Source organism: Acinetobacter sp. CAU_H_56, assembly GCF_058599425.1.
Window position 1 is genome coordinate 1,844,927 of the sequence record NZ_CM178654.1, and the last position, 21,251, is coordinate 1,866,177.

Consider the following 21,251-nt stretch of genomic DNA (forward strand, 5'->3'; position numbering starts at 1 on the left):
TATCGGATAAATATTCTGCACTTTTAAGGTGCATTGATTGACTAGAGTTTAAGTTAGATTCTAATAAGATGATAAATCTGGAATTATTCTTAACTATTTTTTATAAATTAAACTTTCACAATATGTTGAATTCCTTTTCAGGAGACATCCATATAAGGATCAAAACAGAAGATCCAGATTTAAATAAGTGATCTTTTCCAGGCTATAAAAATGTATATGTGAATATCTATTGTCTGCCCAAGATCCTCAGACATAAAAGATAAAGATTAAAGTTAAATCAGGCTAATCGATACCAAGAAAATCATTGTCCTCGGCAATCTTTAGGTAAATAACGCTGACTGATATCGCTCGAAGAACAACTGCCGCTATAGACATCAAAAGCAATGGATTTCCCACGAATAGCCGTATCTACCCCATCCTGCCGTAGCTTAAATTCAATCCGACAAGCGGCATTGATCACGACTTTTTCAATATATTGGGTTCCGCTGCCAATTTGACGGCCTGCATCACAATGGCCATCAGAGGCAATAAATTGAGTTCGATAGCTACCTGCCTGCTCAAAAACCTCCGCTAGTTGGCTTCGCACTACATACCTGTGATAACTCATGCCTGCTACTGTCGCCAGAATGGCAATAATCGTGAGTACAATCATGACTTCAATCAAGGTAAACGCCTTTTGATACATGCTTTTCCATCTCCGTACAGTCTTTTAAACAAGTCCATACCAAAAGATTTCGCCATTTCCTGACAGGCGGTTTCTGAAGACTTGAAGCTACTATGCAGAGTCGTACTATTTGCAGCAAGGCTGTCTGTCGTGTGATCAATACACCCGCCTTAATTTATTAATAGAATGATCACTTTCCTTGATATTTTAGACACTCTAATTTTTATATTTTTCTTAGTATTTGGTTCTGCGAATTTATCTGGAAATCTCGCGGCTTAATAAGTGCTCCTTATCAATTGACAGACTATTTATTAACTTTATTAAATGAATCCACCCTGCTGTTTAATTAGGCATATCAGTTTTTTTAATTCCAATAATCAAATAAAAGCACAATAATTTGAAACAATTTCGTGCAATTTTGTCGAGTTGCGCTAGTCCTAGAGCACAAGTCGATGTAACATATCGGGTCTTTAAATTTAACTGTGATAGGACTATGCGCGAGTACGCTGTATTTACTTCGGAATCTGTAAGCGAAGGCCATCCAGATAAAATGGCTGACCAAATCAGTGATGCTATCTTGGATGCAATCTTAAAAGAAGACCCATATGCACGGGTTGCTTGTGAAACGCTTGTAAAAACAGGTGCGGTTGTACTTGCCGGTGAAATCACAACAACTGCGAACATCGATTTTGAAGCGGTTGTCCGCCATACCGTTAACAGTATTGGTTATCATCATTCTGACCTAGGTTTTGATGGTTCGACTTGTGCGATCATCAACATGATCGGTAAGCAGTCTCCTGAAATTGCTCAGGGTGTAGACCGTCAGAAACCTGAAGATCAAGGTGCCGGCGACCAGGGCTTGATGTTTGGTTATGCCAGCCGTGAAACTGATGTACTCATGCCTGCGCCAATTTCTTATGCGCACCGCTTAATGGAAAAACAGGCTGAATTACGCCGTAACGGTACATTGCCTTGGTTACGTCCAGATGCAAAAAGCCAGGTGACTTTCGCTTATGAAAATGGCGTGCCTGTTCGTCTAGATGCTGTTGTGCTTTCAACTCAACACGATCCTGAAATTTCACAAGCTCATTTAAAAGAAGCTGTGATTGAAGAAATCGTGAAAAAAATCATTCCTGCCGACATGTTCCATGCAGACACCAAATTCCACATCAACCCGACCGGGATGTTTGTGATTGGTGGTCCTGTAGGTGACTGTGGTCTGACTGGCCGTAAAATCATTGTAGATACTTACGGCGGTATGGCCCGTCACGGTGGTGGTGCATTCTCTGGTAAAGATCCATCAAAAGTTGACCGTTCTGCTGCTTATGCAGGCCGTTATGTTGCGAAAAACATTGTCGCTGCGGGTCTTGCAGACAAATGTGAAATTCAGGTGTCTTATGCGATTGGTGTGGCCGAGCCTACTTCAATTTCAATCAATACTTTCAATACAGGCAAAGTGTCTGATGAATTGATCGTTCAATTGGTTCGTGAGCACTTTGACCTGCGTCCATACGGTATTACCCGTATGTTGAATCTGATCCAGCCAATGTATAAACAGACTGCGGCTTATGGTCACTTTGGTCGTGAAGGTTCAGATACTGCGTTTACTTGGGAAAAAACTGACAAAGTCGAAGCACTTAAAGCATCTGCTGGTCTATAAGTTTTCAAGTTTTAAAAGCTCGCTTTATGCGGGCTTTTTTTATGGCTCCTGCTTTTAGCCTGATAAAAATTGATGATGAAATAGTTGTGTTTTGTTACATCTAAAACTATATCTTAAAGTGAATAACCTCACTCTTTATAAGCAGTGAGAAGCAATCTACATAAGGTTTGTAAGAAAATACATTCAAATAATCAGACGATTTATATTTGGCGAAAATTGTATAAGCCTTTATAAAAATTACATTTAGTGAACAAATTCTGATCTAATTATTAGCATAAATTCAAATAAATACTCGCTAGACTGTTTTCGACCTTACAACTACAAAGGATATGACACGATGAATAAATTACTTGTTGCTTTGGGTTTAGTTGCTACCGTAACACTGGTGGGTTGTAATAAAGAGAAACAGCCTGAAACTGGCGCGACTACAGGTGAGCATTTAGAAAATGCTGCTACTCAAGCCGGCCATGATATGGAAGATGCCACTCATGAGGCTTCTCAAGAAACTGACCAAGCCATGGATAATGCGGCAGCAAATGCTTCCCGTGCCGCTGATGAAGCTGCAGCTGCGACTTCTCGAGCAGCCGATGCCACTGCTGAAGCCGCTAAAAATGCGACTGCTGCAACTGCGGGTGCTATTGAAGAAGGTGCAGGTAAAGTACGCGAGAAAGCTGAAAATTAATTTTTAAAGCTTTCAATCTTTAAAAGCCTGCTTTGCAGGCTTTTAAACTTTTTATACGTTTCACTATTAGACGGGCGATTGTTCTATTTAAGCTGATATCTTCTGAAATAATCATGACCTTATATCATTTAAAGTCATAATTATTATCAGTTATCAGGATGATTAATTGACTCTTAGAAGCTCTAGATCAACCCATTTTAGTGAGAAATTGCGTAATATACGCGACTTTATTTTTAAAGCTTGATCTCCCATGTCTGTTATTGCTGTGTCTTCCCAGCGATCGAATCTCTCGGTCTGGGTGGCTTTTATTCTGCTTGTATTAGGAACTGTCGGTGCCTATCACATCGTAGGCCTGAACCAGGCTCTATTATTTCTGGTGGGTGGTGCACTGGGTATGACCTTGTATCATGCCTCGTTTGGTTTCACCTCCAGCTGGCGCATCTTTATTAAAGAACGTCGTGGTCGTGGCTTACGTGCCCAAATGATCATGCTGGGTCTTGCTGTATTGCTATTTTTCCCTGCTTTAGGCGCAGGTGAACTGTTTGGTAATCCAGTTCAAGGCTTTGTCAGTCCGGTTTCACTGTCTGTGGTGATCGGGGCATTTATTTTCGGGATTGGCATGCAACTCGGTGGCGGTTGTGCATCAGGCACACTTTATACTGTGGGTGGTGGTAGTGCCCGTATGCTGGTAACCCTGTTCTTCTTCTGTGCTGGCTCACTGATTGCGACTTCGCATATTGACTGGTGGTTTAACCTACCCCATTTCGCACCCATCTCCATTGTAGAAAGTTTTGGTGTTATTCCTGCACTTGTTTTGAGCTTTGTCGTTTTTGCTGTTATTGCTACTGCAACTATCTTTTTTGAAAAGAAACGTCATGGCAATTTAGAAGTTGAACCTCAAAGCCAGCATCAGGGCTGGAAACGCTTTTTGCGTGGTCCATGGCCATTAATCTGGGGCGGAATCATTTTAACCCTGCTTAACTTTGCTACTTTGGCGCTGGCTGGTCGTCCATGGGGGGTTACTTCTGCCCTTGCTGTCTGGGCCGCGAAATCTGCAAGTTTTGTTGGAATTGATGTAGCCTCTTGGGCGTATTGGCAGCAACCAGCAAATGCCAAAGCCTTATCTGAATCGCTCTGGTTCGATATTACGTCTATGATGAACTTTGGCATCATGCTTGGTGCATTATTGGCCGCCAGTCTGGCAGGTAAATTTGCTCCGAACTTCAATATTCCAAAACGTTCATTGGTTGCTGCAGTTATTGGCGGTTTGATGCTTGGCTACGGCGCTCGTCTGGCTTATGGCTGTAATATCGGTGCCTATTTTAGTGGTATTGCTTCAGGCAGCGTACATGGCTGGTTATGGCTGGTCTTCGCATTCCTTGGAAATGGGCTTGGGGTAAAACTTCGTCCAATTTTCTTCCCCGGTGAGAAACCTCAACCAGAAAAACTGACTGGCTGCTAAATAAAAAAGCCCATCTTTGCGATGGGCTTTTTTTATAGCTTAATACTTACAATGCAGCTTTTAAGTTACAGCCATAATTCATGGTCTGTTGCACTTGGCGATAAGTGGTATAACGATCCAGAATAAAAGTATAGAACTGATCGCTAGATGCAAAATTGGATTTCAGGTCTTCATTCTCGGCTTTAGGTAATTGAATCTCGTCGACCAGATTCAGATTATAATGTCCCAAGCGATACATCTCGGTAAAATAACCATTCATCATGTCACAATAGGCTACTTTACTGGATTTTAGCGCAGTCCGGCTGACAGGATGCTGATTCAAGGTTTGCAGGTTATTCACATCCAAAGGCAGCTGATGAGAAAAGGCAATACTTTCTACTTTTTTAAATTGCTGAAAGTCTTGTGCCAACTTACTGTTTAGATCATCAAAACGTTGCTGTAATTCCTGTGCACTTTTAACCTGATATTTACCTGGATCTACTGCTACTTTCTGTTGCTCTGCTGAACATGCGGCCAATCCAGTTACCATAGCTAATGATGCCAGCCATACCTTCATATCTATACACTCAATCTAAATATTAGCTTTCATTATGCCTTAAACTTGGGCGAAGATTTTATTTAAAGTACTTTCTCATTCATATAACGCCAATAGCGTTTAGGTACATACTGGATATGTAGTTTCATATTTTGTCGTGCCTGAATATTCACGCTTTTAAAATAATCTTTCCAAAGCTGATCATAAAGTACTTCTTCATCATCCAGTTCAATACTAAAAGACTGACTATGTCCAATCCGGATTTGTGGATCAACCATTTCTGCATTCATCTCTATGTGGTGCACATCATTTAAATCGTAATAGATGCCGTACTGGCGCTGCTCATCATAAATTAGCCAACGCTGATCTTGGTAACGTTCCTTAAAATGCCGGGAAATAATCGGCAGTACATTAAAATCCGGTTTGATCAGACTAAGGAACAATCCATCTTTGGCTTTTTTGAAGCGGACAAAAGCTTCCATACGATGCTTTTCACGCCCGACCTGTTTCATCCATTGTGACATTCCGATGACTGCATGATGGCCATAATCTTTATCAACCGGCCGTTGGTTTTGAAATACATAAACTGCAAAATCGAACAGGTTCTGAAATGCCTGTTCTTTTTCAGAAAGAAAAGCATAATAAAAGGCTTTTAAACTACTGGATGATACTTTCTGTTTTATGCCTTGCCAGACCCGCTGCCCATGACTTTCATTCGAAGCCACATGAATAAAATCATCGAATAAGCCATTTTGTGCCTGCGGATTGGCCGTCACTTTGACATCAAACTCTTTAAATTCAAAAGCCCGAAATACACAGCTTAATAAACCGGTCATGGTGCCATCAAAACAATACTGTGCCATCAGAAACCGAATCCCAGTTGAGGTGACAGTTGTTGCTGATATTTGGATTGACCAGCTTGTAAAATCTGCTGGCGAATCTGCTGGGATTGCTGCTCCTTTTTAAATTTTGGTGTATCTGCACAGCGGATAAAATGCTGTGCCCGGTTATACGCCACGCCCATCCTTTTCAGTTGGTCAATATGAATCTGACCAAAACGGCGTGCCTGTACAATCTTTTTGGCAGAACGTACTCCAATGCCCGGCACGCGTAAAATCATTTTGTAGTCGGCTCGGTTAATATCAACCGGGAAGGCCTCAGGATGACGTAAAGCCCAGCTCAGCTTTGGATCAATATCCAGATCCAGATTTGGATGCTGGTCATCTACAATTTCATCTGCTGAAAATCCATAAAAACGCATCAGCCAGTCAGACTGATATAGACGATTTTCTCTTAATAAGGGTGGCGCTGAGCCGATTGCGGGTAAGGCTTTTTCTTCGGGGTTAATCGGAATATAGCCAGAAAAATACACGCGTTTCAGCTTAAATTCCTTGTAGTGCCGATCAGCCATTAAAATAATATCTTTGTCCGTTTCACTATGCGCACCGACCACCATTTGCGTGGTCTGCCCTGCAGGAACAAATTTAGGAACGGATTTGATGATCTTACGTTCATCTTTCAACTGGATTAGGCGATCCCGCACAATTCCCAGATCTTTTTGCACTTCTGTATGGGTTTTCTCTGGGGCAAACTTTTGCAGGCCTGCTTCGGTTGGCATTTCCAGGTTGATACTCATCCGGTCGACATATAAACCCGCTTCAGTAATGATCTCCTGCGATGCTCCGGGAATGGTTTTGAGATGAATATAACCATTAAAATTTTCTTCAAGACGCAGCTTTTTCACCACCTGCAACATCCGCTCCATGGTGTAATCTGCTGATTTAAAAATTCCCGAACTTAAAAACAGCCCTTCAATATAATTACGGCGATAAAAATTCATGGTCAGATCGACCACTTCCTGCACGGTAAATGCAGCACGTTTTACGTCATTGGAACGACGAGAGACACAATAGGCACAGTCAAAAATGCAGACATTGGAAAACAGTATTTTCAGTAATGAGACACAGCGACCATCTTCGGTATAGCTATGACAGATTCCATTTCCGGTATTGCCCAAGCCTTTGTCTTTATTTTTACGGTTACTGCCACTCGATGAACAGGACACATCATATTTGGCAGCATCAGCTAAAATTTGTAGTTTTTCTCGGATACGATCAGACATGATTTCAGCAAGTTGTTGGCTAAAAACCTATTATAAATTTTCCCCGTTATGCACTATAGCTTTCCTGTCTTTGTAGCGACATCTCATGTCGTAAGAAATGTAATTGAACCGTTATCCATACAGCATTATTTCAAAATAAAATAACCAATATGATTTGCTTAATTCTGCGGCTATAGGCAAAGTAGATAGAGTAACAGGGAGCAAATCTATGTCTTTATTAGAAAAACTCGGAATAAAACATCCTATTTTTTTGGCCCCTATGGCAGGCGTTTCGACACCTGAACTGGCAGCGGAAGTTTCAAATCAAGGTGGTCTGGGTTCGCTGGGCTTGGGAGCCAGCAGCGTAGAATCTGCGCGCCAGCAGATTTTAAAAACTCAGGAACTTACAGATTGCCCATTTCAGGTTAACTTTTTCTGTCATGACAGCCAGCCTCTTGATGAAAACGTAGCTCAAGCCTGGATTAACCAGTTTAAAGATAAATTTGCTGAATACGGAATTAATCCACCCACTCAATTGAACTGTATTTACCCAAGTTTTAAAGACAATGATGACTTCCTGAATCTGGTTCTGGAAACCAGACCATGTGCGGTCAGCTTTCATTTTGGTATTCCTCTTCCGCATCAGATTCAGGCTCTAAAAGATGCCGGTATTCTGACGATGGTATCTGCAACCAATTTTGCTGAGGCCAAAGCCATTCAAGCAGCAGGGATTGATATCATCATTGCTCAAGGCATTGAGGCTGGAGGTCACCGGGGTATCTTTAGTACCAAATTTGATGCCTCAGTCAAAACCTCCAATCTGGTCAAGTTAATAAAACAGCATTTTTCACTGCCGGTGGTTGCTGCAGGCGGAATCATGAATGGTGAACAAGCCCGTCAGATGATGGACTTTGGCGCTGAAGCAGTACAATTGGGTACAGCATTTGTTCAATGCAAATCTTCCAATGCCAATGACGCCTATCGTAAAGCGCTACTGTCCAAGCCGCTGACTCAAGTTAGTGCCAGCATTTCCGGCCGCCCAGCGCGTGGCATCATTAATCACTGGCACATAGACGTAGACACGCCTAATCGTCTGGATGTTCCTGCCTATCCGTATACTTATGATCTGGCCAAGCAGTTACATGCAGCAGCGTCCAAACATGGTGATCAGGGTTATGGCGCGTTTTGGGCAGGTTCAAATGTGGCGCAAATTCGTGAGATGGAAGCTTCTGATTTAATTAATCAGTTAGTGCTGGAAATGAAACAAAAATAAAGCAAAATTTAATTTTAGAACATAAAAAAACCTCTCCAAAGAGAGGTTTTTTTTATATCGTTCTTTTAACGAGTCATACGATGCCAAGCATCTTTGATCGCAAATTTTGCTTCTTCCCAATTCAAACGAGATTCACCTTTTACCTGTTCCCATTTGGTTCGTAATTCAGGTTCGGCATGTTCGAAGTCAGTTTGACGGTCATATAGCGGACGGTTTTCATAACCCACCCGATAGGCACCACGATAGTCACGATCATAGTCGAGATCGCTGTAAGTAGTGCGTGATTCCGTATAATACGGACGGTTGGTATGCTCAGTTCTCCAGTAATCATCCTCCTGCTTAATCGTGTCCGGATGCTGATAATTATCTGCTTCTGGATGATTTTCTGGATGCTCGTAGTTATCCGTCTGTTTTGGATGATCAGGTGAAGCAATATCATTCCCTGCAATACCGCCTACAACACCGCCAATGATACCGCCTACTACTGCCCCTGGAGGGCCACCTACCAGACCGGCAGTCGCTCCAACTGCTGCCCCGCCTAAAGTACCTGCACTGGTAGCAAGTACATTATCCTCACCTTCATTCATATCTGGCACACGAGGATTATCTTTTTGAGGTGAATTCAAATCTGGTCGAGCACTGGCATCTGTTGCATCTTGATTTAATGCGTCACTACGTTCCTCTGGTAATTCAGTCGAGGTTTTATTGCCAAAGTCTGTAACTGGACGATTGGTATTTGTCATTATAGATCTCCCTTGATCATGAGAATGAACAAGATTGAATAAACATCTTGCCATGCTAGAAATTCAGCTTAGAGCAATTTCACGTAACCAATGTCCATATCCTGTCCAGTTTCAGTGAACTTAATATGCGGCTATGTTCACTACAGGCTTTAATATAACGGAAGCATATAAAATTTTAGCTACAAGATAAAAAAGGTACTGTATTTACTACAATACCTTTTAGAAGAACTAGGAAATCTCTCTTTTATTTGGTTTCTAACAGATTCACCTGATCTACTTGTACATCGCTCATGATATGGCCATGTTCCAGTAATCCATTAAAATAGTTTTCCACCACTTTATATTGATCGGCGGTGTTTTCTACCTGATACATATTTTGACGGAATTCATTACTCGAACGTAGTCCTTTGGTATACCAGGCAATATGCTTACGCGAAATACGACAACCTGAATATTCACCATAAAACTCATAAAGTTCGGATAAATGCCCTAGTAGCACATCTTTCACTTCAGCAATACTTGGCGCAGCCAGATGCTCTCCGGTTTTTAAATAATGTGCAATTTCACGAAAAATCCAGGGACGGCCTTGTGCTGCACGGCCGATCATAATGGCATCTGCACCTGTATAGTCCAGTACATATTTGGCTTTCTCAGGACTATCAATATCTCCGTTCGCAATCACGGGAATATTCAACATCCCTTTCACTTCCTTGATTAAGGAGTAACGTGCCGTATTGAGGTACATGTCTTCACGAGTACGGCCATGTAATGCCAGCGCTGCAATCCCCGCGTCTTCAGCACGTTTTGCAACTCGCAGAATATTTTCATGACCGTTGAGATAGCCCAAACGGGTTTTTAAAGTAACAGGAACATCAACTGCAGCAACAACTGCATCTAAAATACGTGCAACCAGATCTTCATCCTTTAACAAGGCAGAACCGGCTAGCTTATTACAGACTTTCTTTGCTGGGCATCCCATATTGATATCAACAATTTGTGCCCCATTTGCAACCTGATAGCGTGCTGCCTCAGCTAAGTCATGTGGATCAGAACCAGCAATCTGCGCTGAGATTGGTGCCAGCTCACCATCAAAATTTGCCCGATATAAGCTCTTTTTGCTCATGCGCAAGGTCTTGTCAGAAGTCATCATTTCACTGACCGCATGACCTGCACCGAAGTACTTGCATAAGGTTCTAAATGGACGATCGGTGACACCTGCCATGGGAGCGACAATCAAATTATTTGACAGTTGATAGGGACCAATATACATATAAATTCATCACTTTTCTGATGGGCATAGTATACTGCATCTGCCTTGTTCACTCATCTTTTCAATTTATTTACGACACCATGAACAAATATTTTGCTCAAGCTTTTTCTCTTAAGTCCGTATCCATACTTGCTTTATCTATTAGCCTTGTAGGGTGTGGCAATGGTTCATGGTGGTCAAATGATGAACCGACTCTTGAAGTTGAACATATTCGCAAAGCCATTCCAGGTCGTGTCAGCCAGCGTGAATCATGGGCACAAGATATTTATGACATTACTGACCAGCTCGGTATTCCACAAACCAAAGAGAATATCTGTTCAATCGTGGCAGTTGTCGATCAGGAATCTAACTTTAATGCAGATCCGGTAGTTCCTGGTCTTGGTGAAAAAGCCGTTAAAGAAGTTCAGGAACGTCTGGAAGAAAAATTCAAAGATAAACTTGGTGAAAGTATCGGTGGAACAGTTGCAGGATATTTCCAGGACGTACTTAAAAATCATCCAAGTCCAGAAGACAATTATCTAAGCCAGATGCGCCGGGTCAAAACCGAACGTCAATTAGATGAACTTTATCGTGAAATCTTTGATTACATGGCCAAACATTATCATGTAAGTGCACTGACAGGGGCTGCCAAACTGTTTGGACAAAATATTGGCGAAAAAATGAATCCGATTACAACTTTGGGTTCTATGCAGGTTCATATCAGCTATGCCAAGGAATATAAACGTCAAGGTGGCAGTATTGCTGATTTGCGTAGTGACCTGTATAGCCAGTACGGCGGACTCTATTACGGGATTCATCGATTGATGATGTACCCTGCGGATTATGAAAAACCAATTTATCGCTTTGCTGATTATAACTCCGGGATGTATTCCAGCCGTAATGCAGCGTTCCAGAGCATGTTAAATAATTTAACCGATGCCGAATTGAGTCTAGATGGCGATTTACTACTTTATACTAAAGATGGCGCGATTCGCTCACAAAAGAGTCAATCTGAACGAGAGCTCATCAGCGTTTTTGCAAAAAATAATTTTATTATTACTGAACGTCAGATTCGGGCGGATCTAAAAAAAGAAAAAGTTAAAGATTTTGAAGATACCATGACTTATCGTGGTATCAGTAAACTTTATCAAGAAAACACCGGTAAAGAGCCAATTTATGCAATGATGCCAGAAGTTGTGATCTCAGGCCCAAAATTGAGTCGTGAGTATAATACTAACTGGTTTGCCAGCCGTGTCGATGGTCGTTATCAAACATGCATGCGCCGCATCAAAAATATAAAACTCTAGCCTTATTTGATTTTGATGGAACCCTGTATCCTTATGACAGTTTTACAGGGTTCATTTTCTATGCCTTAAAGAAAAGGCAGATTTTAAAACGTGGCATTCGTATTCTGCCTTGGATTCAGGCTTACTATCTTAAGCTCTATCCTGCTCATGCAATGCGCCCAAAGCTGTATTACACCATGTTCAAAAATAGTCATGCGCATGAAATTCAGCAGCTTGCCGAAGAATATGCACAGCAGCTTGTTTTAAGATTAAATCCTAAGCTATTAAAGCAACTTAGACAACATCAGCAACTCGGGCATCAAGTCGTTCTCGTTTCTGCTTCACTGGATTTATATTTAAAACCGGTTTGTACTTATTTAGGCATTGACCTGATTTGTAGTGAAGTAGAAATTCTGACAGGCAAAATGACAGGTTTATACAACACACCTGATTGTAGTAAGGATCAGAAGAAAAGTAGAATCCTGGAAAAATATAATTTAGAAGATTATGCTGAAATTTATGCTTATGGAAATAGCGAAGAAGATGAGGCAATGTTAAGCCTTGCACAGTATGCTTATCTGGAAGGTCGAGATAAAGTACTTCCACTACTTGAAATGAATTTATCTGAGTCTGAGCTTAAAATAATTAATTAAACTGAGAATAATAAAAAACCGCTATGAACAGCGGTTTTTTATTGAAATCTATCTTACTTCTTAAACGGAAATGCATATTTCACAATACGTTTAATTACGCTGCCATACTGTTTTACCAAACTGGCATTGTTATAGTTCAGACCATATTTTTTACATACTGCTTCTACTTTTGGCGCCATTTGACGGTAACGGCGTGCAGGCACATCTGGATATAAGTGATGTTCAATCTGATGGCTTAAATGTCCAGTCAAAATATGAAACGCTTCAGAACCAGTCAAGTTTGAAGAACCACGAATCTGGCGCATATACCAGTGACCACGACTTTCATTTTCCATCACAGCTTTCGGAAACACTTCTACATCTTTGGTAAAGTGACCACAGAAAATAATACTAAAAGTCCAGATATTACGAAGGCCATTTGCCACCAGGTTACCTGTCAATACCGGTAATGCTGCAGGACCTGCAATCAATGGAAAGAATACATAATCTTTGAATAATTGCTTGCCAATTTTACGCTGCATTGGCTTCCATTCTTCAAGGGTTTGCTCTTTGGTTTTACGGCCTTTGAAGTATTTACCCAGTTCAAGGTTTTGAATGGCCACGCCCCACTGGAATAACAAGCAAAATGGAATACTGTAAATTGGCTGTAATAAATAGCCTGGTTTCCAGCGTTGCTCAGGGAACAAACGCAACAAGCCATAACCAATATCGTCATCCATGCCTTTAATGTTGGTATAGGTATGATGCTTGAAGTTATGGGTTTGACGCCAGTTGTCTGAAGTTCCGACAATATCCCACTCGTAGGTTTGGCCATTGAGCTTCGGATCATTCATCCAGTCATATTGACCGTGCATGACATTATGACCCAATTCCATATTTTCCATGATTTTGGCAAAGCCTAATAAGCCTGTACCCAACAACCATGCTGGCGGGAACCAGCCTGCGAATAATAAGGCACGACCTGCAATCGATGAATAACGGATACTCGAATATACGCGACGGATATATTTGGCATCTTTTTCACCTAAATCATCCAGCACTTCCTGTTTGATGGCATCAAGCTCACGTGCAAGTTCATCTAGCTCAGACTGGGTCAGTTCACGGTTTTTAGGATTTTTAAAATACTGTAATTTTACTGGCATATTCATAGGATAAAACTCGCTTATAAGTCGATGACAAGGTCAGTCTGCGCTGAGTTAACACAAATTTTTAAAAGATTACCTGGCTCGGTATTTTGTGCGCCATTTACTAGATTCTTGGTTGAACCTTCCGCTTTATTACAGGCACATTTATTACAGATGCCCATACGACAGCCATGGGTCGGTCGGATATTCTGCTGTTCCAGGCTTACCAGAATTGACTGGCCTTTTGGAATCGTGACGATTTTTTTCGATTGAGTCAGGGTTACATTGACAAAACCGGTATCAGCTTCATCACTCAGACTCATGCTGAAAGCTTCACTTTTGAATAGTTTTGCTGAAGCAAACAGCCGTTCTGCAGTCGCAACAAAACCTGATGGTCCACATGCATAGACTGTGCTGTGTTCCAATGCTTGCAATTGATCTAGATAAGATTCATCAAGACGCGGCGCAGCCGGTTGTTCCTGAGTTGCAAATACCTGATAAGAAAAGTTTGAAAACTTTTGTGCCAGCTCTTCAAAACGCGCAATGAAAGCAGCATCCTGGTTTTTCTTAACCCAGTACCATAAAGTTACTGGTGCAACCAGTTCAGCTTTATCTTTTAAAGCTTCCAGCATACTCAGCATTGGGGTGATACCACTACCCGCAGCAAGCAAAAGCAATGGGCTGTCCTGTTCTGGCAAAGTCATGTCACCGAAAGGCTGACCGAATTCAATGATATCGCCGACTTCAGCCTGTTCAGCAAACCAGGTAGTAACTTTACCCGCATTCACTTTTTTAACCGTCAATAAAATATGCTGCTGATCAATACGGGTCAGACTATAGCTACGTTCATAACGAATGCCGTTCACCACCACAAATACAGGATGATGCTGGCCCGCCTGACCGAACTGGAATAAATGATTGACACGAATCGTCAGGCTCAGCATATCCTGCGCAGCATGTTCTTTGCGCACAATCTTGCCTAAGGGCTGATTCATTGACCATAAAGGATTTAATTTCTGCATCCAGAAATTAATCGCATATGGATCAATCACACTCTCTTTCAGCGTATTTAATGGCGTTTTAAGCTTTTCGAGTACAGGCATCGTTTTAGACATCACCTTGGATTTTTAATTATTATACACTTGTATATATATTTGTATATACATTTGTATTGTTTCTAATCATTTCACAAGCTGGACTGCCTTCGTTATAATGTGTTAATGCCTTTTACTAATCACCTCATGAATGAGCCTTCAATGAAAATAAGCAGTGACGCGTCTTTACCATCGAAAAGCATTGATGAGCCCATTATTGTCCGTAGTGTGGGCCGTAAAGCGACCATTACCAAGGAAGAACTGTTCCAGGCTGCTTTAAACCTGATCGGACCACAAAAAAGTATTTCATCTTTAAGCTTGCGTGAAGTTGCTCGTGAGGCTGGAATTGCTCCGAACAGTTTTTATCGTCATTTTAAAGATATCGATGAACTGGCGATTGAGCTGATTGATCGTGCTGGGATTGTGCTGCGTCAGATTCTCAATGAATCCCGCCTAAAAGCATCGAAACAGAACAGTATTATCCGTAGTTCTGTCGAAGTCTTTATTGCCCAGCTGGATGCTGATGAAGGTAATTTAAGTCTGTTATTACGTGAAGGTTATACCGGTTCAAAATCCTATAAACAGGCAGTCGAACGCCAACTGAATTATTTCCAGCAGGAGCTTCAGGAAGACCTGATCCGTCTGGAACGACTAAATAATAAAAAATTATTTCATCCTGAGATTGCGGCCAGAGCGATTACCCAACTGGTATTTAATATGGGTGCCAATGTGATCGATATGGCACCTGAAGACCGTAAGGAAATTGCGGAACAAACCATGATCATGATTCGCATGATTCTGGAAGGTGCCCGTCATCTGGATCAGTCTCAGATCCGTTAAACCAGCTAAAAAAAGACTCTTAGTGAGTCTTTTTTATTACCAAGATTAAAGCTTATTCAATCTGGCTTTAACATGGTTTGCCGTCATTTCCGGATGCTCTAGTGGAAACATATGTCCGCCCTGCACCACCGAATAATGAATTTGGTAAACCTTATGCATGCCTTGTGGTAAACCTTGCTGATAAAACTGGCTGCGCTCTGCTGTGATTAAATGTATCGGAACCTGGGGTGGTTTTCTTGGTGTACGCCACCACCAGGCCGGTACGGTCCGGAAAATTTCTGCCTCAACCTGTTTCGGAATAGCTAAAGTTACTCCTCCACGCTCTTGATCAGGTACAATCCCACTTTCAATATAATCCTGAAAACATTGTTCATCAAAATGCTTAAATAGACGATTCGATCTCAGCGCTGCAACGGCGTCCTGTTTAGATGGCCAGTAATCCTTACGTTTTAGGGTAATACCTGCCGGAGTGAAACGGTCAATACTTTTTAAGTTGAGCTTTTTCACCACTTCAAACAGTGCACTGTTTTTACCAATCACGAAAGGTGGATCCATGATCACCAGTTTGGAAAATAAATCCGGACGTTGATAGGCTGCCATTAAAGTTACCAAACCACCAAATGAATGTCCCAGCCCAATCACCTTTTGATCCGGAGATTGCTGCTGGATATCCTGTATCACTTCATTTACTAGATAACGCCAGTCTTTGGTAATTGGATAGGCTGGATTCATCCCGATCAGCGGAATCGCCTTGACCTGATATTCGTCCTGAAAATAATTTAAAAACTTGCGATAGCTTGCCGATGGAATGCCATTGGCATGAGTAAAATGCAAAACCTGTTTCATTATTTTCTTTGGTCATTTCTTTATAAAGTCTGAAAGAAGCTTAATATTGAAATGCAAAATTCTACAGAACCAAATTCACCAATCTATGACCTTTAAGTCACTCCTAGCTTAAATCGGCAAATGGTTCGTTATTTTTTAGAAATAGCCAGATTTTGCATCGGTAAAAAAGTGGCTCCACAACTGGCTTTATCTCCAGCAATGATTACAGCCCTACCTTTGACTATTGTAGATAAATCACTAGCAATAGCTGTCACGGTAGTTTGACACTTGGGACAATAATGCTTCATGCCATTCAGATGCACTGCCATACCATTAATTAAAAAAGAGCTCTCACATTCAGAGACCATACCGCCATGACTGGTTTTCGCGCCAATAGTGATCAATGCTTTGGACATGGTATTTATTTCTTATTCTTAGGTGGGCTGATTTTAAACAATACAGAAAATATCAGCTAGCACGGCCCGACCAAGCACTCCATGAAGCTTTAAATTTCAGCCATAAAAAAGCAGCCCGGAAGCTGCTTATTAATTCATTAGACCTTATGGTTTAACCACAACCATTACCTGAATCGCTTCAGGTGTTACAGATAAACCTTCTAACAGACTCAAACCTTCTTTCTGCAATTTCTGTAAACGTGCGATTTCATCTTCACGGATACTTGGGTTGAACTGTTTCAGGTAAGTTAGACGGTCAATTTCATACTGCCATTTATTGCCATACACTTCTTTAGCCTGCTGCTTGAAGTTTGGCAATGCTGAACGAGCCAGTTCCAATGCCTGTTGATAACGTGCTTCAATTACTTCACGCCGTGCTTTCACTACCTGACGGCAGCTATTGCCATCTAAATGATGTAGATAAGGTTTCAGGATTTCAGGCGCAATCTTCTGAGACAGATCCTGACCTTTTTCACTGAGTAATACACGGATCAGTTGCTGTGGCAAGCTTGACGGTAAGTTCAGTGCTTTTGGTGCAACCACATCAACCTTGAACCACACTTCCATCAATACAGAACCTTGTGGTAATGCTGCAGATTTTAAGACTGCAACATTGGTACTACCAAAGCCTTGAGTATTGATCATTTCCATCACACTTTCAGTGAGTGGATGTTCTAGAGTTAGATATTGAGCATCTTCACGGATCTGAGCCTGATCACGATAGAAGGTGGCTGTCATACCCTCTTCATCCAGGGTTAAACCTTGTACCTGCATCTGATCCGTTGGCTTGATGATCACGGTACCATTGCTTTGTTCATCAAAATCGATATTGGTCGATGCCATGAAACGCTTCATGAACATTGGCAAGGTGGTATTGTCATCATAGTCTTCAAGTGCATTGACAATTTCCTGTGCCACGACGGGGCGGCAAGAATTGTACTCAAGCAGACGGTCACGACCTTCCTGCAATTCAGCTTCAAGCGCTTCACGTTGCACACTGACTTCTTCCAGCAGATCTTCAAATTCCTGACCTTTATCTGCCAGCAAGCAATCTTTCAGGGCAATAATAAAGTTTTCTTGCAGCGTTTGCGCCGTTGGAGAAATGTTGCTGAAAATATTCAACGCTTCGTTATACCAGCGGAACATACGTTCTTGCGCAGTACCCACCAGATAAGGCACATGAATCTGAATACGGTTTTCCTGACCAATACGATCCAGACGACCAATACGCTGTTCCAGTACATCCGGATTGGCTGGCAAGTCAAACAGAATCAAGTCAGATGCAAACTGGAAGTTACGGCCTTCTGAACCGATTTCAGAGCACAATAAAATCTGTGCACCATAAGATTCTTCAGCAAAATAAGCCGCTGCCTGGTCACGTTCCAGCAGGCTCATACCTTCATGGAACATGGCAGTACGGATACCTGCATGCAGACGTAATACATTTTCCAGTGCTTCAACCACTGGACCACTACGTGCAATCAGCAATACTTTTTTATGCTTCAGATCAGTACGTAGCTTTTCCATCAACCACATTACACGCGGATCGGTTTCCATCCACGAGCCATCAAGTTGAGATTCTTCCGGCCACATCTGTTCACGTAGTTTGCCATCTTTAGACCAGTTTTCTGGTGCTGGCAAAGGCGCTGGCTGACAGTCACGGCCAGGGAAGCCCTGAATTGCTTCACGTGTATTACGGAACAGGATACGACCCGTACCATGACGGTCTAGCAATTCATGAATCGCACGGAAACGTTGCTCCGGAGTATCTTCAATCGCATGACCAAGCAGGCTTTCAATCGCAGTAAAATGCTCTGCTTCCAGTGGAAGGTCTGACATCAGTACTTCAGCGATTTTAGCAGTATGCTGATACTGCTCTTCTTCATCCAGGAAACGGTCCAATGAACTGAAACGTTGTGGATCAAGCAGACGCAAACGCGCAAAGTGAGATTCCACACCGAGCTGTTCAGGTGTTGCAGTCAATAACAATACGCCCGGTGTTTTCTCTGCCAGTTCTTCAACCAGATCATAACGGTCATTGCCGCCTTCTTCCTCAGACCACATCAGGTGATGCGCTTCATCGACCACCAACAGGTCAAAGCCCGCCTCAATCGCCTGTTCGCGTAGATCTTCGTGATCCACCATCAAGTCTACAGAAGCGATAATACGCTGTTCAGTCAGGAATGGATTTAGATCAGGATCATGCTCTTTAATCGATGCAGTACGCGCCAGATCAAATAGGGAGAATTCAAGATTGAAACGACGGCGCATCTCAATCATCCACTGATATTGCAGTGAATCCGGAACCAAGATCAGGATACGTTCAGAACGGCCAGTTTTAAGTTGCTGATGAATGATCAGACCAGCTTCAATGGTTTTACCCAAGCCAACTTCATCCGCCAGTAAAACACGCGGTGCAAAACGCTGACCGACTTCATGTGCGATATACAACTGGTGTGGAATCAGACCTACACGCGAACCGACCAAGCCACGCAATGGACTGGTTTGCATATTAGCTTGCATCAGCAAGGCTTCAATACGCAGGTCATACCATTCTTTATAGTCAATCTGGCTGGCCAGTAAACGGTCTAAAGGTTTAGACAACTGAATCGTTGCGCCTACACGGGTTTCATTTAAAGCTTTACGTTCTTCTGTGCCATCTTCAAGAGTACGAACCACGTGATAACGCACCACGCCATTTCGGTCTTCAACTGACTCAACGGTCCAGATCGTACCTTCCTGATCTTGCAGCTCGTCATTTGCATTAAATACGATACGAGATAAGGGTGCGTTACTGCGAGCATAGACGCGAGTTTCATCGCTTTTTGGGAATAAAATGCTGACCGATCGCTCATCAACATCAATGAGAACCCCTAAACCGAGTTCTGTTTCAGTATCTGATAACCAACGTTGACCAATAGCAAATTGCTGCAATTTTTCCACCTTTATCTTAAGTACAAGATTATGAATATCAGGCTCAATCACGAAACGTCATTTGAGCAAAATTTCACACCTTCAAGCAATGTATTTTGACATAAAGCCCACTAAAAAGTGAGCATAATTCACGTCGATTAAACAAGTATTTCCTAGAATTCAGCCGGACAATTAAATTCAACTAACTGTTGTGTTTTAGGATGATAAAAACTTAAACGCTCGGCATGTAAGCATAGACGCGGACTAAGCTGTTGCTGCTCTGGCGTTGCATACAAGGTATCGCCAATAATCGGATGCCCGAGATATTGCATATGTACACGGAGCTGATGTGAACGACCGGTAATCGGAGTCAGTTTCACCCGAGTCACAGCTTGCCCCTGAATTTCAAAATGTTCGATGGCCTGCCATTCTGTAATAGCCGGCTTATTATGATTCGGTTCAGCAATATGCAGTGGCGGACGGCTTGGATCGTAAATGACAGGCACATCAACTGTACCCTTGTCTTCTAATGTTCCAGCCACGATGGCCTGATAGGTTTTATCGGTTTGGCGTTCCTGGAACTGGCGGGAGATGGATTTTTGCCCTTCACGGCTTAAGGCAAATACTAAAATACCGGAAGTGTCTCGATCCAGGCGGTGGATCAGTAAAGTTTTAGGTTCCAATTTGATGAGGCGATTGATCAGGCAATCTTGTAAATCTTCTGTTTTACCGGGCACTGTGAGTAAGCCTGCAGGCTTATGGATGACCATAAAATCTTCATCACGATGTATCAGATGTTCGGTTAGAAAATTACTCAAAGTTCAATCCCACGCTGATCGCGAAAAACAAGGCGGCCATAATAGAAAGCTTGAGTGATAATTACAATGCGCATTTATGTAAATGGCGATGAAATTTCCGATTATTTTAAGAAAATTACCCAATTAGCGATTATCGACGTGCAGATTGCATTACAAAGCTCACTAAATCATGTAATGACGGGTGTTCCAGCACATCTTCATAACGCAGATCAGCACCATGCGCACGCCATGTGCCAACCAGACTGACTACTGCTACAGAGTCCAGTCCATACTGCTTTAAATCAGCATAAGGATCAATTTCCAGCGCATCCATATCCAGCTGTTCAGCTACTGCCAACATGATGCCTTTAGTTGACAATACATATTCTGACGGCGCACTTAAGTTCCATAATCGGGTCAGACTATAGCTGTTCATATGATGCAAAGCTTGTGCCGATATATTCTCAATCCACTGGATATGCTGTTCCTGACTAGGCATCAAAATTGCATCATTAATTATGCAAATTTGTTCTGTCACACTTTGCAGATGTGGCAAGATCTGTTTCAGCATCGGTGTGATTTGTCCGGCAAAAATCAGTTGTGGATGAGTTGAAGCATATTCTCCAAGTTGCTGCATACCCTGCATTAAATCATCGCCATATAGGTCGACAATGGGAATATCAAGTGCTTTAGCTTTATTGCTGATCTGAATCAGATTATTCATCAGCTCAGTCTCTTGAATCCCGGTCTGCATTCTTAAATTATGCAGCCCAACCAAGACCAAGACTGAATCTGTAGCAGCAAGCTGCCATTTGGCTTGAGATGGAGCAATTTGAATTTTTCTGGGCATTGTATAGAGCATGGGAGTTTTATCTATTTAGCTTATTGCAAAAGT

The 21,251-nt window shown here is 42.1% G+C and carries 20 protein-coding genes; 7 read left to right on the top strand and 13 right to left on the bottom strand.

Features of this window, described 5'->3' with window-relative positions:
- Positions 1-301 precede the first annotated feature (301 nt).
- Entirely contained in the window at positions 302-685 is a 384-nt protein-coding gene (locus tag AC4MCC_RS08865; RefSeq protein ID WP_419365620.1) for a pilin, read from the bottom strand.
- A 472-nt stretch (positions 686-1,157) separates the two neighbouring features.
- Here AC4MCC_RS08865 and metK point away from each other — a divergent pair, with 472 nt between their 5' ends.
- From metK to AC4MCC_RS08880, 3 genes are all read left to right on the top strand, one after another.
- Positions 1,158-2,324: a methionine adenosyltransferase gene (gene metK, locus AC4MCC_RS08870; RefSeq protein WP_004786281.1), complete on the top strand. Its 1,167-nt coding sequence runs from the start codon at positions 1,158-1,160 to the stop codon at positions 2,322-2,324.
- Positions 2,325-2,661: 337 nt separating this feature from the next.
- Entirely contained in the window at positions 2,662-3,006 is a 345-nt protein-coding gene (locus AC4MCC_RS08875; RefSeq protein ID WP_180003928.1) for a hypothetical protein, read from the top strand.
- 250 nt (positions 3,007-3,256) lie between these two features.
- Complete coding sequence (locus AC4MCC_RS08880; RefSeq protein ID WP_395525918.1) at positions 3,257-4,468, top strand: YeeE/YedE family protein; 1,212 nt, start codon at positions 3,257-3,259, stop codon at positions 4,466-4,468.
- Positions 4,469-4,514: 46 nt separating this feature from the next.
- On the opposite strand, the gene AC4MCC_RS08885 is transcribed toward AC4MCC_RS08880, so the two are convergent.
- The 3 genes from AC4MCC_RS08885 to AC4MCC_RS08895 all read right to left on the bottom strand — a co-directional run bounded on the left by AC4MCC_RS08885 (position 4,515) and on the right by AC4MCC_RS08895 (position 7,125).
- Positions 4,515-5,024, bottom strand: coding sequence for a hypothetical protein (locus AC4MCC_RS08885; RefSeq protein WP_419365619.1), 510 nt, complete (start codon positions 5,022-5,024; stop codon positions 4,515-4,517).
- Positions 5,025-5,086: 62 nt separating this feature from the next.
- Positions 5,087-5,866, bottom strand: a complete 780-nt coding sequence (locus tag AC4MCC_RS08890; protein WP_491885153.1) for a TIGR03915 family putative DNA repair protein — start codon at positions 5,864-5,866, stop codon at positions 5,087-5,089.
- Positions 5,866-7,125 (bottom strand): putative DNA modification/repair radical SAM protein, encoded by a 1,260-nt coding sequence (locus tag AC4MCC_RS08895; RefSeq protein ID WP_175967365.1) that lies wholly within the window; start codon positions 7,123-7,125, stop codon positions 5,866-5,868. Before AC4MCC_RS08895 ends, AC4MCC_RS08890 begins: the two co-directional genes overlap by 1 nt.
- Before the next feature lie 208 nt (positions 7,126-7,333).
- Between AC4MCC_RS08895 and AC4MCC_RS08900 the strand changes: the two genes are divergently transcribed.
- On the top strand, positions 7,334-8,377 hold the full coding sequence (locus AC4MCC_RS08900) for an NAD(P)H-dependent flavin oxidoreductase (protein ID WP_491880813.1): 1,044 nt from the start codon (positions 7,334-7,336) through the stop codon (positions 8,375-8,377).
- 65 nt (positions 8,378-8,442) lie between these two features.
- Here AC4MCC_RS08900 and AC4MCC_RS08905 read toward each other — a convergent pair whose 3' ends face one another.
- Both AC4MCC_RS08905 and dusB read right to left on the bottom strand, forming a co-directional pair.
- The gene (locus tag AC4MCC_RS08905; protein ID WP_125279326.1) at positions 8,443-9,120 is read right to left on the bottom strand and encodes a hypothetical protein; all 678 of its coding nucleotides are present in this window, start codon (positions 9,118-9,120) and stop codon (positions 8,443-8,445) included.
- Between the two features lie 244 nt (positions 9,121-9,364).
- Positions 9,365-10,390, bottom strand: a complete 1,026-nt coding sequence (gene dusB, locus AC4MCC_RS08910; RefSeq protein WP_419365616.1) for a tRNA dihydrouridine synthase DusB — start codon at positions 10,388-10,390, stop codon at positions 9,365-9,367.
- Between the two features lie 80 nt (positions 10,391-10,470).
- Between dusB and AC4MCC_RS08915 the strand changes: the two genes are divergently transcribed.
- Positions 10,471-11,676, top strand: a complete 1,206-nt coding sequence (locus AC4MCC_RS08915) for a DUF1615 domain-containing protein (protein WP_491885154.1) — start codon at positions 10,471-10,473, stop codon at positions 11,674-11,676.
- On the top strand, positions 11,643-12,308 hold the full coding sequence (locus AC4MCC_RS08920) for an HAD-IB family phosphatase (protein WP_419374942.1): 666 nt from the start codon (positions 11,643-11,645) through the stop codon (positions 12,306-12,308). The genes AC4MCC_RS08915 and AC4MCC_RS08920 overlap by 34 nt, the downstream gene beginning before the upstream one ends.
- A gap of 53 nt (positions 12,309-12,361) precedes the next feature.
- On the opposite strand, the gene AC4MCC_RS08925 is transcribed toward AC4MCC_RS08920, so the two are convergent.
- Together AC4MCC_RS08925 and AC4MCC_RS08930 are read right to left on the bottom strand one after the other, a co-directional pair.
- On the bottom strand, positions 12,362-13,456 hold the full coding sequence (locus AC4MCC_RS08925; RefSeq protein ID WP_004786314.1) for a fatty acid desaturase family protein: 1,095 nt from the start codon (positions 13,454-13,456) through the stop codon (positions 12,362-12,364).
- Positions 13,457-13,470: 14 nt separating this feature from the next.
- Entirely contained in the window at positions 13,471-14,535 is a 1,065-nt protein-coding gene (locus AC4MCC_RS08930) for a ferredoxin reductase (protein WP_491875908.1), read from the bottom strand.
- Between the two features lie 153 nt (positions 14,536-14,688).
- Between AC4MCC_RS08930 and fabR the strand changes: the two genes are divergently transcribed.
- Entirely contained in the window at positions 14,689-15,366 is a 678-nt protein-coding gene (fabR, locus tag AC4MCC_RS08935; protein ID WP_004786319.1) for an HTH-type transcriptional repressor FabR, read from the top strand.
- 45 nt (positions 15,367-15,411) lie between these two features.
- Here fabR and AC4MCC_RS08940 read toward each other — a convergent pair whose 3' ends face one another.
- The 5 genes from AC4MCC_RS08940 to AC4MCC_RS08960 all read right to left on the bottom strand — a co-directional run bounded on the left by AC4MCC_RS08940 (position 15,412) and on the right by AC4MCC_RS08960 (position 21,218).
- On the bottom strand, positions 15,412-16,212 hold the full coding sequence (locus AC4MCC_RS08940; protein WP_491885155.1) for an alpha/beta fold hydrolase: 801 nt from the start codon (positions 16,210-16,212) through the stop codon (positions 15,412-15,414).
- Positions 16,213-16,340: 128 nt separating this feature from the next.
- Positions 16,341-16,607 carry a PAAR domain-containing protein gene (locus tag AC4MCC_RS08945; RefSeq protein ID WP_005235145.1) on the bottom strand — a complete coding sequence of 89 codons (267 nt, stop codon included), beginning with the start codon at positions 16,605-16,607 and terminating at the stop codon, positions 16,341-16,343.
- 144 nt (positions 16,608-16,751) lie between these two features.
- Positions 16,752-19,589: an RNA polymerase-associated protein RapA gene (gene rapA / locus AC4MCC_RS08950; protein WP_419374939.1), complete on the bottom strand. Its 2,838-nt coding sequence runs from the start codon at positions 19,587-19,589 to the stop codon at positions 16,752-16,754.
- A 143-nt stretch (positions 19,590-19,732) separates the two neighbouring features.
- Positions 19,733-20,329 carry an RluA family pseudouridine synthase gene (locus AC4MCC_RS08955; RefSeq protein WP_491880943.1) on the bottom strand — a complete coding sequence of 199 codons (597 nt, stop codon included), beginning with the start codon at positions 20,327-20,329 and terminating at the stop codon, positions 19,733-19,735.
- Positions 20,330-20,507: 178 nt separating this feature from the next.
- Positions 20,508-21,218: a phosphopantetheine-binding protein gene (locus AC4MCC_RS08960; RefSeq protein WP_491880808.1), complete on the bottom strand. Its 711-nt coding sequence runs from the start codon at positions 21,216-21,218 to the stop codon at positions 20,508-20,510.
- Between the last annotated feature and the right edge of the window lie 33 nt (positions 21,219-21,251).

Bases quoted from the DNA above. Each gene is read 5' to 3' on its own strand.
- AC4MCC_RS08865 (WP_419365620.1), bottom strand. From the start codon at position 685: ATGTATCAAAAGGCGTTTACCTTGATTGAAGTCATGATTGTACTCACG.
- metK (WP_004786281.1), top strand. From the start codon at position 1,158: ATGCGCGAGTACGCTGTATTTACTTCGGAATCTGTAAGCGAAGGCCAT.
- AC4MCC_RS08875 (WP_180003928.1), top strand. From the start codon at position 2,662: ATGAATAAATTACTTGTTGCTTTGGGTTTAGTTGCTACCGTAACACTG.
- AC4MCC_RS08880 (WP_395525918.1), top strand. From the start codon at position 3,257: ATGTCTGTTATTGCTGTGTCTTCCCAGCGATCGAATCTCTCGGTCTGG.
- AC4MCC_RS08885 (WP_419365619.1), bottom strand. From the start codon at position 5,024: ATGAAGGTATGGCTGGCATCATTAGCTATGGTAACTGGATTGGCCGCA.
- AC4MCC_RS08890 (WP_491885153.1), bottom strand. From the start codon at position 5,866: ATGGCACAGTATTGTTTTGATGGCACCATGACCGGTTTATTAAGCTGT.
- AC4MCC_RS08895 (WP_175967365.1), bottom strand. From the start codon at position 7,125: ATGTCTGATCGTATCCGAGAAAAACTACAAATTTTAGCTGATGCTGCC.
- AC4MCC_RS08900 (WP_491880813.1), top strand. From the start codon at position 7,334: ATGTCTTTATTAGAAAAACTCGGAATAAAACATCCTATTTTTTTGGCC.
- AC4MCC_RS08905 (WP_125279326.1), bottom strand. From the start codon at position 9,120: ATGACAAATACCAATCGTCCAGTTACAGACTTTGGCAATAAAACCTCG.
- dusB (WP_419365616.1), bottom strand. From the start codon at position 10,390: ATGTATATTGGTCCCTATCAACTGTCAAATAATTTGATTGTCGCTCCC.
- AC4MCC_RS08915 (WP_491885154.1), top strand. From the start codon at position 10,471: ATGAACAAATATTTTGCTCAAGCTTTTTCTCTTAAGTCCGTATCCATA.
- AC4MCC_RS08920 (WP_419374942.1), top strand. From the start codon at position 11,643: ATGCATGCGCCGCATCAAAAATATAAAACTCTAGCCTTATTTGATTTT.
- AC4MCC_RS08925 (WP_004786314.1), bottom strand. From the start codon at position 13,456: ATGAATATGCCAGTAAAATTACAGTATTTTAAAAATCCTAAAAACCGT.
- AC4MCC_RS08930 (WP_491875908.1), bottom strand. From the start codon at position 14,535: ATGCCTGTACTCGAAAAGCTTAAAACGCCATTAAATACGCTGAAAGAG.
- fabR (WP_004786319.1), top strand. From the start codon at position 14,689: ATGAAAATAAGCAGTGACGCGTCTTTACCATCGAAAAGCATTGATGAG.
- AC4MCC_RS08940 (WP_491885155.1), bottom strand. From the start codon at position 16,212: ATGAAACAGGTTTTGCATTTTACTCATGCCAATGGCATTCCATCGGCA.
- AC4MCC_RS08945 (WP_005235145.1), bottom strand. From the start codon at position 16,607: ATGTCCAAAGCATTGATCACTATTGGCGCGAAAACCAGTCATGGCGGT.
- AC4MCC_RS08955 (WP_491880943.1), bottom strand. From the start codon at position 20,329: ATGGTCATCCATAAGCCTGCAGGCTTACTCACAGTGCCCGGTAAAACA.
- AC4MCC_RS08960 (WP_491880808.1), bottom strand. From the start codon at position 21,218: ATGCTCTATACAATGCCCAGAAAAATTCAAATTGCTCCATCTCAAGCC.